Raw genomic sequence first — 12,989 nt, 5'->3', positions numbered from 1 at the left:
CGCCGCACATCAGTCGGCGGTTGAGGTTGTCAAGGCACGCTTTCCCGCCTTGACAACCTCAACCGCCGACTGAACACTCCGCGAGGGGGGGCGGGGGATGTCGGTCGCATCTCTGAACCGGGCGCAATCGGGCTCACCGAGCCCGAGTGCTCTCCCGGATCTCCAACGCGAACGGCGTCTGGATGTCCTGCGGCGGCAACCCCTTGTCCCCCGTGACGCGCCGGTGCACCAAGTCGATCGCCGCCTCCGCCAAAGCCGTCTTGTCCGGGGCGATCGTCGTCAACGACGGCAGCGAGAACGCGCTCTCCTCGTTGTTGTCGAACCCCACGATCGCCACGTCCTCGGGCACCCGCAACCCCAGCTCGGCCACCGCCCGCAACGCGCCGATCGCCAGCAGGTCGTTGAAGCAGAACACCGCGTCCGGCGGCGCGTCCGAAGCCAGCAGGGACTTCATCGCCGCCGCACCCACCGACCGGTGCCACTTCTCCGCCGGCGCCACCAAAGTGTCCGAATAGGACAGACCCGCTGCGGCCAAGCCCGCTCGATACCCCGCGAGACGCTGCGAAGAAGTCCCGCGGGAAGGGTTCCGCCCGATGGCCGCGATCCGGGTCCGGCCGAGAGAAGCCAAGTGCGACACCGCCGTCTGCGCCGCCAGGACGTTGTCGATCGCCACGTGATCGATCGGCACGTCGACCGCGTGCTCGCCCAGCATCACCAGCGGGATCTCCCCCGGCGAGGGGAAATCCGCCGCCTCCAAGGCTTCCGGGTGCACCAGCGCGCCGTCGACCAGGTGCGGGCCCAGCGAGAACAGCGTCTCGCGCTCCCTTGAACGCGTCCCCTGCGTCTGCTCGATCAGGACGCTCCAGCCGCGCTTCTGCGCCGCCGTGATGACCAGACCGGCCAGCTCGCCGAAGTACGGGATCGACAGCTCCGGCACCATCAGCGCCAGGAAGCCCGTGCGCCCGCGGCGCAGGTTCCGCGCGCCGACGTTGGGCCGGTAGCCCGTCGCCGCCAGGGCCTCCTCGACCCGCCGTCGGTTCTCCGGCTTGACGAAGGCATAGCCGTTCACCACGTTCGACACCGTCTTCACCGACACTCCGGCGAGCGTGGCGACGTCCTTGAGCGTCACGGTCACGGGCGGCTCCTTCGGGATAGTGAGCCCGAAGCATAGCGACAATTTGCCGGTTTACAACGTTGTTCCAACGATGTAAAAAGTACCTCAAGGCTCCCGCGGTGACTCCGATCACCCCGGTGAGCGGGCCACCACCGTCGCTGCCCGAGGAGTCACCGTGCCTCTGTCCACCCGTCCCCGCCTGGTCCTGGTCACCGCGGCCGCCGCCGCGCTCACCCTCACCTCCTGCACCAGCAGGGAAGAGACCCCGGCCGCCCCCTCCAACGGGAGCGGCCCCGCCGCGTCCGCGCAGTCCGTCGCGCCCAGCGCCGACGGCTGCACCCTCGACAAAACCGGTTACCCCAAGGTCGACCTCAAGACCGCGGTGGTCGGTTTCTCACAGTCCGAAAAGGAAGCCAACCCCTTCCGGATCGCCGAGACGCAGTCCATCAAGGACGAAGCCGCGAAGCTCGGCATCGCGAGCGACAAGCTGCTGGTCACGAACGCCCAGAGCGACCTGAACAAGCAGATCAGCGACATCAAGTCGATGCTCGACCGGGGCGCCCAGCTGCTGGTCGTCGCGCCGCTGAACTCCGACGGCCTCCAGCCCGCGCTCGACGCGGCGAAGGCCAAGAAGGTCCCGGTCGTCACCATCGACCGCAAGGTGACGTCGCAGCCGTGCACCGACTACCTGACCTTCATCGGCTCGAACTTCGTCGAGCAGGGCAAGCGCGCCGCGCAGGAGATGGCGCGGGTCACCGGCGGCACCGGCAAGGTCGCGATCCTGCTCGGCTCGTCCGGCAACAACGTGACCACCGACCGCACGAAGGGCTTCAAGGACGAGCTGGCCAAGACGTCCGGGCTGTCCGTGGTCGCCGAGCAGACGGGTGAATTCGACCGCTCCAAGGGCCAGGCCGTGATGGAACAGCTCATCCAGAGCCACCCGGACATCACCGCCGTCTACGCCGAAAACGACGAAATGGGTGTCGGCGCGGTCAACGCGCTGAAGACCGCGGGCAAGGCGCCGGGCAAGGACGTCAAGGTCGTCTCCATCGACGGCACCCGCAATGCGGTGCAGCTCATCGCCGACGGCAGCTACAACGCCGTGATCGAGTCCAACCCGCGCTTCGGCCCGCTGGCCTTCCAGACGCTGCAGAAGTTCGAGGGCGGCGAGGCCATCCCGGCGAGCATCGTGATCACCGACGACCAGTACGACGAGACCAACGCGACCCAGAAGGTCGGGAACGCGTACTGATGACGGCAGCCACCGAAGAGGACGTCGCCATGACGACCGCACCGGTGCTCGAGGTGGCCGGGGTGACCAAGCGGTTCCCCGGCACCCTCGCGCTCGACGACGTCAGCTTCGCGCTGCGACCGGGCGAGGTGCACGCGCTGGTCGGCGAGAACGGCGCGGGCAAGTCCACGCTGATCAAGGTCCTCACCGGCGTCTACCAGCCGGACGAGGGCGAGGTGCGCCACCTCGGCGAGCCGGTGACCTTCAAGCAGCCGATCGACGCGCAGCGGGCCGGGATCTCCACGATCTACCAGGAGGTCAACCTCGTCCCGCTGATGAGCATCGCCGGCAACGTCTTCCTCGGCCGCGAGCCGCGCACGAAGGCGGGGCTCGTCGACTGGTCCAGGATGTACGCCGACGCCCGCGAGCTGCTCAAGGGCTACGGCATCACCGACGACGTCAAGCGCCCGCTGCACACGTTGGCGGTGGGGGCGCAGCAGATGGTCGCGCTCGCCCGCGCGGTCTCGACCGACGCGAAGGTCGTCATCATGGACGAACCGACGTCGTCGCTCGAGCCGCGCGAGGTCGAGACGCTCTTCGAAGTGCTGAACCGCTTGCACGCCGAAGGCATCGCGATCGTCTACGTCAGTCACCGGATGGACGAGCTGTACCGGGTCTGCGACAGCGTCACCGTGCTGCGCGACGGCCGGGTCGTCCACAGTGGACCGTTGAAGGACCTGCCGCGCATCGAGCTGGTGTCCAAGATGCTCGGCCGCGAGATCAGGCAGATCCGCGAAGAGGGCGTTACGGCGTTCGGCGAGGAGCACGAGGTCGAGCGCGAACCGCTGCTCAAGGCCGAAGGCCTGTCCGGCATGCGGAAGCTGCACGACGTCTCGGTGAGCATCCGGCCCGGCGAGGTCGTCGGCCTCGCCGGCCTGCTCGGCTCCGGCCGCAGCGAAACCGCGCGGGCCATTGTCGGCGCGTTCCCGCTCGACGGCGGAACCGTGCTGCTGGCCGGGAAACCGCTCAAGAAGGGCAAGATCAAGGCCGCCATGCGGGCCGGGATCGCGTTGCTGGCCGAAGACCGCAAGACCGACGGGATCATCCCGAACCTGTCGGTCCGCGAGAACATCGTCCTCGCCGCGCTGCCGACGCTCTCGCCGTTCGGCCTGGTCAGCAAGGCCAAGCAGGACAAGATCGTGAAGATCTTCATGGAGCGCCTGCGGATCAAGGCGGCCAGTCCCGAACAGAAGGTGTCCGAGCTGTCCGGCGGCAACCAGCAGAAAGTACTGCTCGCCCGCTGGCTCGCCACCGGCCCGAAGATCCTGCTCCTCGACGAGCCGACGCGCGGCATCGACGTCGGCGCGAAGGCCGAGGTGCAGTCGCTGATCGACGAACTCGCGCAGGAAGGGCTCGGCGTGCTGCTCATCTCGTCCGAACTCGAGGAGCTGATCGACGGCTCCGACCGCGTGGTCGTCCTGCGCGACGGCTCGGTCGTCGGTGAGCTGACCGGCGACCGGATCACCGAGGAGAACGTCCTGACCGCGATCGCAGCCGAGGGTGACAACGATGTCTAGCGCCACCCTGACGAAAAGCCCCGACCGCGCGAAAGTCACCGCGTGGCTGCAGAACTACGGCGTCTACCTGGCCGTCGTGGTGCTGCTGCTGTTCAACATCGCGTTCACCGAGAACTTCCTGTCCGCGGCCAACTTCCGCACCCAGCTGGTGCAGGCGGCGCCGGTCTGCATCGTCGCCCTGGGCATGGCGCTGGTGATCGGCACCGAGGGCATCGACCTGTCGGTCGGCTCGGTGATGGCGATCGCCGCCGCGCTCATCCCGCTCTACCTGGGCGCGGGGCCGCTGATGGCGATCATCGTCGCCGTCATCGCCGGCGTGGTTTCCGGCCTGTTCAGCGGCTACCTGGTGGCGTACCTGGGCATCCAGCCCATCATCGCGACGCTCGCCCTGCTGGTCGGCGGGCGCGGGCTCGCGTTGGTCATCGCCCACGGCCAGCTCGTCCAGCTGCGCAACCAGGACTTCCTGGCGCTGGGCACCGGGGACCTGCTCGGCGTTCCGATCATGGTGATCGTCGCGGGCGTGCTGGCGGTGCTGACCGGGCTGGTCGTCCAGCGCACGACGTTCGGGCGGCACCTGGTCGCGGTCGGCGGCAACCGCGCCGCGAGCACCCTGGCCGGCCTGCCGGTGAAGCGCGTGCTCATCAGCGTCTACGTCATTTCCGGGGCACTGGCCGCGATCGCCGGCGTGCTGGCGACTTCGCGACTGGCCGCCAGCGACCCGAGCGACGTCGGCCTGCTCATGGAGCTGTCCGCGATCACCGCGGTCGTCGTCGGCGGCACGCCGCTGACCGGCGGCCGGGTGCGCGTGCTCGGCACCGTGTTCGGCGCGCTGCTGATGCAGCTCGTCCAGGCGACCCTGATCAAGCACAACCTGCCGGACTCCACCGCGCAGATGGTCCAAGCGGCCATCATCGTCGTCGCGGTCTACGTCGCGCGCGAGCGGAGCAGCCGATGACCGCCACCCAGACCACCGCTCGCAACGCCGCGTTCGCCGGCGTCTTGCAGCGCCAGGGCGCCGCCGTCGTGCTCGTGCTCGGCATCTTCGCTTCGTGGTTCGCCTTCCCGCACTTCGGCACCGCTGACAACCTGCGCAGCCTCGTGCTGCAGGGGTCGTTCCTCGCGGTGATCGCGCTCGGCATGACGTTCGTGATCATCTCCGGCGGCATCGACCTGTCGGTCGGCTCGAACTACGCGCTCGGCGGCGTCCTCGCCGCGTACGGCGCGCAGTACGGCCTAGTCGTCGCGATCCTGTTGCCGCTGGCGGTGTGTTCGCTGATCGGCTTCATCAACGGCCTGCTCATCGCCCGCACCGGGATGGCGCCGTTCATCGTGACGCTGGCGTCGCTGCTGTTCGCCAGGGGACTCCTGCTCGCGCTGACCTCCGAAGGCGCGACGACTTACAAGGTGGAGCCGGGCTCGGCGTTCCTCTGGCTCGGCCAGGGCACGATCTTCGGCATCGGCGTCCCGGTCTACCTGACGCTGATCCTCTTCGCGCTCGGCGGGCTCCTGTTGCGCCGCACGCGGTTCGGCCAGTCGGTGTTCGCCATCGGCGGCGCCGAGCAGTCCGCGCTGCTGATGGGCCTGCCGGTGGCCCGCACCAAGATCAGCCTCTACACGCTCAGCGGCGCGCTCGCCGGGTTCGCCGGCGTCCTCACCGCGGCGTACCTGCAGTCCGGCGTCACGGTGATCGGCGTCGGCACCGAACTGGACGCGATCTCGGTCGTCGTCATCGGCGGCACGCTACTCACCGGCGGCGCCGGGACGATCATCGGCACGCTCGTCGGCGTGCTGCTGCGCACGCTGATCCAGAACGTCATCAACCAGATCGGCACCCTCGACTCCAACTACCAGACGGTGGTGAGCGGGGCCTTCCTGCTCGTCGTCGTGGTGATCCAGCGCCTGCTGGCGCGCTCCCGAACCCGCTGAGCCCCAGTCCCCCCACAGGAGGTCTCAACGATGTTCCACCCTGCCCGAAAAACCCGGAGATGGCTGACCGCGGCCGCCGCTTTCGCGGTCGCGGTGGCCGGCCTCGGCACCGTGCCGGCGGCCAGTGCCGCCGACGCGCCCCAATGGCAGCGGCTCACCCCGCCGCTGTCCACGCCCTGGACCAAGGACGTCTCCCCCACCAACGCCCTGCCCGACTACCCCCGCCCCCAGCTGACCCGCGACAAGTGGCAGAACCTCAACGGTGTCTGGGAGTTCGCCAAGGCGACCCCGGGTGAGGCCGCGCCGATCGGGAAGACGCTCGGCGAGCGGATCCTCGTGCCGTACCCGGTCGAGTCCGCGCTGTCCGGGATCATGCGCCACGAGACGAACATGTGGTACCGCCGCGCGTTCGAGGTCCCGAAGAACTGGCAGATCGGCAAGGGACAGCGGCTGCAGCTGCACTTCCAGGCCGTCGACTACGACGCGACGATCATCGTCAACGGCAAGACGGTCGCCCGCCACACCGGCGGCTACGACGCCTTCTCCGTCGACGTCACCGACGCGCTGACCACGGCCAGGACCCAGGAGCTCGTCGTCGGCGTCGCCGACCCGAACGACCAGGGCGGGCAGCCGATCGGCAAGCAGCGCCAGCCCGGCGACGGCATCTTCTACACGCCGACCTCCGGCATCTGGCAGACCGTGTGGATGGAGCCGGTGGCGTCCGCGCACATCGACCGGCTCGACCTCACCCCGGACGTCGCGACCGGGTCCGTCACGGTGATCGCCGAGGTCGGCGGCCCGGTGCGACAGCGCGTCGAAGCCGTCGCCTACGACCACGGCCGCCCGGTCGGGCGCGTGTCCGGTGACGCGAACAAGCCGTTGAAGCTCAAGGTGGACCGGCCGCACCTGTGGTCGCCGGACGACCCGTTCCTCTACGACGTGCGCGTCAAGCTGTCCGGCGGGGACGAAGTGGGTTCGTACTTCGGCCTCCGGTCGATCAGCGTCGGCAAGACCGCCGACGGCAAGCAGCGGATGCTGCTCAACGGCAAGTTCGTCATGCAGGTCGGCCCGCTCGACCAGGGTTTCTGGCCGGACGGCATCTACACCGCGCCGACCGACGCGGCCCTGAAGTTCGACCTGGAGCAGGAGAAGGCGCTCGGCTTCAACATGGTGCGCAAGCACATCAAGGTCGAGCCGGACCGCTGGTACTACTACGCCGACAAGCTGGGCCTCATGGTCTGGCAGGACATGCCGGCGATGAAGGACGACGTCGAGCCGTCGGCCGCTTCCCGCGTCAACTTCGAGTCCGAGATGCGGCGGATGATCGACCAGCACCGCAGCTTCCCGTCGATCGTCGCCTGGGTGCCGTTCAACGAGGGCTGGGGCGACTACGAAGTCGGCCGGATCGCCGACGAGGTCAAGACGTGGGACCCCTCGCGGCTGGTGAACGCGGAGTCCGGCGTCAACTGCTGCCGGTCCGAACCGGACAGCGGCAAGGGTGACATCTACGACGACCACACCTACACCGGTCCCGGGACGCCGATGCAGACCGGGACGCGCGCGGCGGTCGACGGCGAGTACGGCGGGCTCGGCCTCAAGGTCGACGGTCACCAGTTCGACCCGGCGGGCAGCTTCGCCTACGAGATGGAGCCCGACAGCGCGACGCTGACCCGGCGCTACGGCGAGCTCCAGCAGCGCCTGCTGCTGGTCGCCCAGCGGTGCGGCGTCTCGGCCGGCGTCTACACGCAGACCACCGACGTCGAGAAGGAGGTCAACGGCTTCTTCACCTACGACCGGCAGGTGAAGAAGATGGACTTCGCGGCGGTCCGCGCGGCGAACCTCGCGGTCATCAAGGGCGCGACGGGTGCGCCGGTTGCGGGTCCCACGGTGCCCGCGGGCACCCCGGGCATCGACGGCATCGCGGCCTACGGTTTCGACGAGAACACCGGCACGACGGCCGCGGACAGCGTCGGCCACCACGACGCCACGCTCGTCGGCGGCGCGTCCTGGACCGCGGGCAAGACCGGCTCGGCGCTGGCGGTGAACGGGTCGGGCCAGTACGCCGACACGGGTGCCGCGCTGGTGAACACCGAAGGCAGCTACAGCGCGGCGGCGTGGGTGAAGTTCAACGCCGTGGGTGACGGCTTCCAGACGATCGTGAGCCAGGACGGCGACAGCAACAGCGCGTTCTTCCTGCAGTACTCGGGCCAGGACCACCGGCTGGCGATGAGCTTCGTCGGCACGCGGGCCCTGGCGCCCACGGCCCCGGAGACGAACCGCTGGTACCACGTGGTCGGCGTCCGCGACGCGGCCGCGGGCACGCTGAAGCTGTACGTCGACGGCCAGCTGGCGGCCACGAAGAGCGTCTGCCTCGGCGACGCGTCAACGGGCCACACGGTGATCGGCCGCGGCAAGTACGGCGGCGGTCCGGTCGACTACCTCAACGGAGCGGTCGACCAGGTCCACATCTACGACCGGGCGCTCTCCGACGCCGACGTGAGCGCGTTGTACAGCAGCGACAAGTAGGCAGTTCGCCCGGAACGGCCGCACCGGGAGGTTCCCGGTGCGGCCGTTTTGCGCTGGAGCGCGCTCCAGCCGCTACCGTCGCTGTCATGACCGATGATCGTTTCGAACGCGGCAAGCGGGCTCTGGTCGACCTCAACGGGGAGGAGACCGCCCAGCGCGTGCTCGACAGCCTCGAAGACATCTCGCCGAAGCTCTCCGACAGTCTCGTGTCGTGGGGCTTCGGCGAGATCTACACGCGGCCGGCGCTCGTGCCGCGGGACCGGCAGCTCGTCACGCTCGGCATGCTCACCGCGCTCGGCGGGTGCGAGCCGCAGCTGGAGGTGCACGTGAACGCGTCCCTCAACGTCGGCCTGAAGCCCGAGGAAATCGTCGAAGCGCTGCTGCAGTCGGCCGCCTACTGCGGCTTTCCGCGGGCGTTGAACGCGACCGCCGTCGCGAAGAAGGTCTTCGCCGAACGCGGGCTGCTGCCGGTGACGGACGCATGAGGGTCGTCCTCTTCGGCGCGACCGGCATGGTCGGCCAGGGCGCGCTGCGGGAGTGCCTGCTCGACGAGCGCGTCGAGGCGGTCCTGGCGGTCGGCCGGTCCCCGCTCGGCGAGACGCACCCGAAGCTGACCGAGCTGGTGCGCGAAGACCTCTTCGCCCTCGACCCGATCACGGGCTACGACGCGTGCCTCTTCTGCCTCGGCGTGTCCTCGGTCGGCATGGCGCCGGCGGAGTACGAGCGGATCACCTACCAGCTCACCCTTTCGGTGGCCCGGAAGCTGCCCGCGGACACCGCGTTCGTGTACGTCTCGGGCCAGGGCACCGACAGCACCGAACGCGGCCGGGTGCGCTGGGCACGCGTCAAGGGCGCCACCGAGAACGCCCTCGCGAAGCTGCCGCTGCGGACGTTCGCCGTGCGCCCCGGCTACATCCAGCCGCTGTCCGGGATCACGTCGAAAACCACGTTGTACCGCACGCTCTACCGCGTCGCGATGCCCTTGTACCCGCTGCTGCGGCGGCTGTTCCCGGGCTTCGTGACGACCAACCGGGAGCTCGCCCTGGCGATGCTGGAAGTCGCCGAGAACGGCTACGAGAAGCCCGTGCTCGAAAACAGCGACATCGTCACCGCCGCCGCACGACGAGCCCGGCCAGCAGGTTCGTGAGCGCTTCGGCCAGCGCGTCCGCGAACGTCGGCACCCCGCCCAGCTCGGCCGCGGCCGCCGCGACGGCGTCGGTCGGGTTGGCGTACGGCCACGCCCCCGACACCACGATCACCACGCCGAGGGCGAACTGCCGGGCGCCCTCGGCCGACAGCTCCGGCACCCGCGTCCGGACCAGCGCGCCGAGCCGCTCGGTGTTGGCCGCCGCGCGGCCCTTGAAGCTCCGGGCGAACTCCGGCGAGATGTTGCGTTCCAGCACCGGCGCCATCGCGCTGACCAGCTCGCACAGCAGCCGCCGCTCGGCCAGCGTCGCGGCGATCGTCCCCGCGACGCGCTCTTCGCGCGCGTAGCCGGGATCCGGTGGCGCGGGGGCGCCGAGCTCCCCTTCCAGCGCGTCGAGCCACGCCGTCCACGCCGTGTCGAGGACCTCGAGGAAGACGGCTTCGCGGCTGTCGAAGTAGCGGAGCACATTGGACTTCGCGAGCCCGACGCGGCAGGCCAGCTCCCGCAGGCTGATGTCGGCGACCGGGCGCTCGGCCAGCAGCTCCCGCGCGGCGGCGAGGATCGCGGTGCGGCGCGCCTCGATCTGCTCCGGCCGCCGGGCACGCTGGAATCCGGCGCTCATGGCGCCGACAGTACTTCCTCAGCTGCGGCTGCCGGCCTCGCGCCGGGACTTGACCCGCCGGTAGCTCCAGATCAGCAGCGCGAACAGGATCACCGACGACAGGATCAGACTCGACCCCGTGCTCCAGCCGGCGAACGGCAGCGACTTCACCGTGCCCCAGACGATCCCCGCCGCCAGCAGCGCCAGCCCGGCCAGCACGGACCCGGCGATCCGCAGCGGCGACGACACGCTCTCCTCGGCCGCCTTCATCGCGCGGTCGCGCACCGGGTCGACGTACCGCTCGAGCGCCGGGAACTCCGAGGCCAGCAGCAGGAGCCCGGCGAGCACGAGCAGCAGCCCGGGGCCGGGCAGGACGAGCAGCAGCACCCCGACCACCAGCAGGACGGCACCCGCCACCGTGATCAGGACCCGCTTCGCCTGGTTGCCGATGCCCACTGGGCGTCTCCCCTCGTTTCGTCCGATTCTTCCTGGTTGCGGCCTCGTGTGCCACTCACGAGGATCCTCGCCCTGACCGCGGCCACGGTCACGCCCGCCAGCGCGACCACGGGCCCCGGCCAGACGTAGAGAACCTGGGCGTGAGTACCCCGCCGTTCTGCTGCGCTCCCAGCCGCTTCGCCAGATCGTCCGCGGTGGTCAGCACGCCGTGGCTGCCGCCGGAGAACCAGTCCGGTTCGGACACCGGGACCTCGAACCCGACGGCCTGGACGTACCCGGCGGTCCCGGCAGTCCAGCAGCATCCGGACGGTGGTCCGGCGAGCCGGAAGTCCGGCAGGTCTTGACAGCGTGGCTATATTCAACATATCGGTTGATAAACAGATTGGTTGATAAAGATGTCGGTTGACGAGGCGGCGCTGGACCGGGCGTTCACCGCACTCGGCGACCCGGTCCGCCGGGCCCTGATCGCCCGGCTGTCGCGCGGCGAAGCGACGGTCAACGAGCTGGCCGAGCCCTTCGCGATCACGAAGCAGGCGGTGTCCCGGCACATCCAGGTGCTGGAGCAGGCCGGGCTGATCACGCGCAGCCGCGACGGGCAGCGCCGGCCGTGCCACCTGGTGCCGTCCGCCCTCGAAGCCCTCACCGGCTGGATCGACACGTACCGGCTGGCGACCGAACGCAGCTACCGGCGGCTCGACGCCGTCCTGGAGACCTTGGAGGAAACGCCATGAGCACGACGATCACCGCCCAGCCCGGAACGCCGTTCATCGAGATCACGCGCGAGTTCGCGGCCCCGCCGTCGGCGGTCCTGCGCGCCCACACGGATCCCGAGCTGATCGTGCGCTGGCTGGGCCCGCACGGCATGGAGATGGAGCTAGTCGAGTTCGACGCGAGGTCAGGAGGTGCGTACGACTACATCCACCGCGACTCCCGAGGCGAATACCGCTTCCGCGGCGTGTACCACACGGTGAGCGCCGACCGGATCATCCAGACGTTCGAGTTCCTGGGCGCACCGGGCGAGGTGACCCTGGATTCGATGACGCTGACGGACCTCGGCGACGGCCGAACGCGCGTCGAGACGCGCTCGGTGTTCCCCTCGGTTTCGGCGCGCGACACGGCACTGGAGAGCGGGATGAGCCGAGGGATCACAGAGTCGTTCGAGCGGCTCGACAAGGTGCTGGCGGCCTGAGGTGCCGGGCGTCGTCGCGAGTTTCTGCATGTCATTGGACGGGTTCGTCGCACGGCCCGACGATTCGGTCGGGCCACTGTTCGACTGGTACACCGCCGGCGAGGTCGAGGTCCCGATGGTGGGCTACCCGACGACGTTCCGGGTGTCCCCGCCCAGCGCGTCGTATCTGAAGTCCTTTTTGGACACTGTCCGCGGTAGCGCTTTCGTCTGCGGGCGGCGGGTTTTCGACTACACCCGGGGGTGGGGTGGGCATCCTCCTGGTGGGGGTTCCGCCTTCGTCGTCACTCATCGGCCTCCGCCTTCCTGGTCGTCTTCCGTTCTTGCTCCTTTCACGTTCGTCTCGGACGTGGCCCGCGCTGTCGAGTTGGCTGCGGCTGCCGGGGATGGGAATGTTGGTGTTTCGGGACCCTCCATTGCTCGGCAGTGCTTGGAGCTTGGGTTGCTCTCTGAGGTTCGGGTTGATCTTGTGCCGGTGTTTCTCGATTCGGGGGTTTCGTACTTCTCCGGCCTCTCTGCGCCTGGCGCTTCGCTTGAGCAGGTTGAGGTTGTGGTTGGCTCCGGGGTGACACACTTGGTTTACCGGGTCCACTACCCGGAGTCTTAGAGATGAGGCTTCACCGGAGTTCTGCTTCTACCCGTTCGCGTGATGAGGCCGAGATCGGTGCGCTGCTGACGGAAATCGAGTCCCGCGGGGTGATGGAACTCCTCGGTTACCGCTCGGTGGCCCGTCTCCTCGAGCACTTGGCGGACATCCCGAAGTCGGCGGCGGAGACGGTGGTCAAACGAGCCCGCGCTTTGCACCCCGACAGCACCCCCGCGCTGGCTCCCTCCACCGCCCCCGTCGCGGCGGAGGGCCGCCTGAGCAACCCGATGATCGACACGATCGTCAGCACCCTCACGCAGATCCCACCGGAGCACCGCGAGGACGCCGAGCAGCACCTGCTGGCCCTGGCCGAAGACGCAGGCCACAAACAGGTCGCCGCCCTGGGAGCCCGCATCGTGGCGCACCTGGACCCCGACGGCCCCGAACCAGACACAACCGAACCGGCGATCCCCAGTCGCGAACTGTCCCTCCGCCGCAAAAGAACCGGAGTATGGGAGCTGCACGGCCGCTTCGACGACGAAACGGTGATGCGCCCCGGGTCTGGTGCAGGTCTCGTTGCCTGTCACCGAGCCCGGGCAGGCTCGAAGGATTGATCGTAGCGCGACGCTCGGTGGCCGG

Annotated in this window: 13 protein-coding genes; 10 read left to right on the top strand and 3 right to left on the bottom strand. The window is 69.3% G+C overall.

The features are described from left to right. Window positions 1-133: 133 nt before the first annotated feature. Window positions 134-1,135 (bottom strand): LacI family DNA-binding transcriptional regulator, encoded by a 1,002-nt coding sequence (locus ACZ7OH_RS43995; RefSeq protein ID WP_470286354.1) that lies wholly within the window; start codon window positions 1,133-1,135, stop codon window positions 134-136. A gap of 154 nt (window positions 1,136-1,289) precedes the next feature. Here ACZ7OH_RS43995 and ACZ7OH_RS43990 point away from each other — a divergent pair, with 154 nt between their 5' ends. From ACZ7OH_RS43990 to ACZ7OH_RS43960, 7 genes are all read left to right on the top strand, one after another. Then, window positions 1,290-2,366, top strand: a complete 1,077-nt coding sequence (locus ACZ7OH_RS43990; RefSeq protein WP_470286353.1) for an ABC transporter substrate-binding protein — start codon at window positions 1,290-1,292, stop codon at window positions 2,364-2,366. Then, on the top strand, window positions 2,366-3,922 hold the full coding sequence (locus tag ACZ7OH_RS43985; protein WP_470286352.1) for a sugar ABC transporter ATP-binding protein: 1,557 nt from the start codon (window positions 2,366-2,368) through the stop codon (window positions 3,920-3,922). Before ACZ7OH_RS43990 ends, ACZ7OH_RS43985 begins: the two co-directional genes overlap by 1 nt. Beyond that, window positions 3,915-4,877, top strand: coding sequence for an ABC transporter permease (locus ACZ7OH_RS43980; RefSeq protein ID WP_470286351.1), 963 nt, complete (start codon window positions 3,915-3,917; stop codon window positions 4,875-4,877). The genes ACZ7OH_RS43985 and ACZ7OH_RS43980 overlap by 8 nt, the downstream gene beginning before the upstream one ends. Further along, entirely contained in the window at window positions 4,874-5,848 is a 975-nt protein-coding gene (locus ACZ7OH_RS43975; protein WP_470286350.1) for an ABC transporter permease, read from the top strand. The genes ACZ7OH_RS43980 and ACZ7OH_RS43975 overlap by 4 nt, the downstream gene beginning before the upstream one ends. Window positions 5,849-5,878: 30 nt before the next feature. Continuing rightward, window positions 5,879-8,374 carry a LamG-like jellyroll fold domain-containing protein gene (locus ACZ7OH_RS43970; RefSeq protein ID WP_470286349.1) on the top strand — a complete coding sequence of 832 codons (2,496 nt, stop codon included), beginning with the start codon at window positions 5,879-5,881 and terminating at the stop codon, window positions 8,372-8,374. 86 nt (window positions 8,375-8,460) lie between these two features. After that, window positions 8,461-8,859, top strand: coding sequence for a carboxymuconolactone decarboxylase family protein (locus tag ACZ7OH_RS43965; protein WP_470286348.1), 399 nt, complete (start codon window positions 8,461-8,463; stop codon window positions 8,857-8,859). Further along, a complete protein-coding gene (locus ACZ7OH_RS43960; RefSeq protein ID WP_470286347.1) occupies window positions 8,856-9,521 on the top strand; it encodes a Rossmann-fold NAD(P)-binding domain-containing protein in 666 nt (221 codons plus the stop codon). Before ACZ7OH_RS43965 ends, ACZ7OH_RS43960 begins: the two co-directional genes overlap by 4 nt. On the opposite strand, the gene ACZ7OH_RS43955 is transcribed toward ACZ7OH_RS43960, so the two are convergent. Further along, window positions 9,481-10,143 carry a TetR/AcrR family transcriptional regulator gene (locus ACZ7OH_RS43955; RefSeq protein ID WP_470286346.1) on the bottom strand — a complete coding sequence of 221 codons (663 nt, stop codon included), beginning with the start codon at window positions 10,141-10,143 and terminating at the stop codon, window positions 9,481-9,483. The genes ACZ7OH_RS43960 and ACZ7OH_RS43955 overlap by 41 nt on opposite strands. A gap of 18 nt (window positions 10,144-10,161) precedes the next feature. Beyond that, window positions 10,162-10,578, bottom strand: coding sequence for a PGPGW domain-containing protein (locus ACZ7OH_RS43950; RefSeq protein ID WP_470286345.1), 417 nt, complete (start codon window positions 10,576-10,578; stop codon window positions 10,162-10,164). A 395-nt stretch (window positions 10,579-10,973) separates the two neighbouring features. Between ACZ7OH_RS43950 and ACZ7OH_RS43945 the strand changes: the two genes are divergently transcribed. The 3 genes from ACZ7OH_RS43945 to ACZ7OH_RS43935 all read left to right on the top strand — a co-directional run bounded on the left by ACZ7OH_RS43945 (window position 10,974) and on the right by ACZ7OH_RS43935 (window position 12,964). Continuing rightward, window positions 10,974-11,309 carry an ArsR/SmtB family transcription factor gene (locus tag ACZ7OH_RS43945; protein ID WP_470286344.1) on the top strand — a complete coding sequence of 112 codons (336 nt, stop codon included), beginning with the start codon at window positions 10,974-10,976 and terminating at the stop codon, window positions 11,307-11,309. Next, complete coding sequence (locus tag ACZ7OH_RS43940) at window positions 11,306-11,767, top strand: SRPBCC family protein (RefSeq protein ID WP_470286343.1); 462 nt, start codon at window positions 11,306-11,308, stop codon at window positions 11,765-11,767. Before ACZ7OH_RS43945 ends, ACZ7OH_RS43940 begins: the two co-directional genes overlap by 4 nt. 606 nt (window positions 11,768-12,373) lie before the next feature. After that, entirely contained in the window at window positions 12,374-12,964 is a 591-nt protein-coding gene (locus ACZ7OH_RS43935; RefSeq protein ID WP_470286342.1) for a DUF222 domain-containing protein, read from the top strand. The last annotated feature ends 25 nt before the right edge of the window (window positions 12,965-12,989 follow it).

The sequence above is a fragment of the Amycolatopsis sp. NPDC114478 genome (assembly GCF_055633805.1).
The sequence above is the reverse complement of the archived record's forward strand: the minus strand, read 5'-3'. Positions and strand labels throughout refer to the sequence as shown.

Bases quoted from the DNA above. Each gene is read 5' to 3' on its own strand.
- ACZ7OH_RS43980 (WP_470286351.1), top strand. From the start codon at position 3,915: ATGTCTAGCGCCACCCTGACGAAAAGCCCCGACCGCGCGAAAGTCACC.
- ACZ7OH_RS43945 (WP_470286344.1), top strand. From the start codon at position 10,974: ATGTCGGTTGACGAGGCGGCGCTGGACCGGGCGTTCACCGCACTCGGC.
- ACZ7OH_RS43955 (WP_470286346.1), bottom strand. From the start codon at position 10,143: ATGAGCGCCGGATTCCAGCGTGCCCGGCGGCCGGAGCAGATCGAGGCG.
- ACZ7OH_RS43935 (WP_470286342.1), top strand. From the start codon at position 12,374: ATGAGGCTTCACCGGAGTTCTGCTTCTACCCGTTCGCGTGATGAGGCC.
- ACZ7OH_RS43940 (WP_470286343.1), top strand. From the start codon at position 11,306: ATGAGCACGACGATCACCGCCCAGCCCGGAACGCCGTTCATCGAGATC.
- ACZ7OH_RS43960 (WP_470286347.1), top strand. From the start codon at position 8,856: ATGAGGGTCGTCCTCTTCGGCGCGACCGGCATGGTCGGCCAGGGCGCG.
- ACZ7OH_RS43970 (WP_470286349.1), top strand. From the start codon at position 5,879: ATGTTCCACCCTGCCCGAAAAACCCGGAGATGGCTGACCGCGGCCGCC.
- ACZ7OH_RS43985 (WP_470286352.1), top strand. From the start codon at position 2,366: ATGACGGCAGCCACCGAAGAGGACGTCGCCATGACGACCGCACCGGTG.
- ACZ7OH_RS43975 (WP_470286350.1), top strand. From the start codon at position 4,874: ATGACCGCCACCCAGACCACCGCTCGCAACGCCGCGTTCGCCGGCGTC.
- ACZ7OH_RS43965 (WP_470286348.1), top strand. From the start codon at position 8,461: ATGACCGATGATCGTTTCGAACGCGGCAAGCGGGCTCTGGTCGACCTC.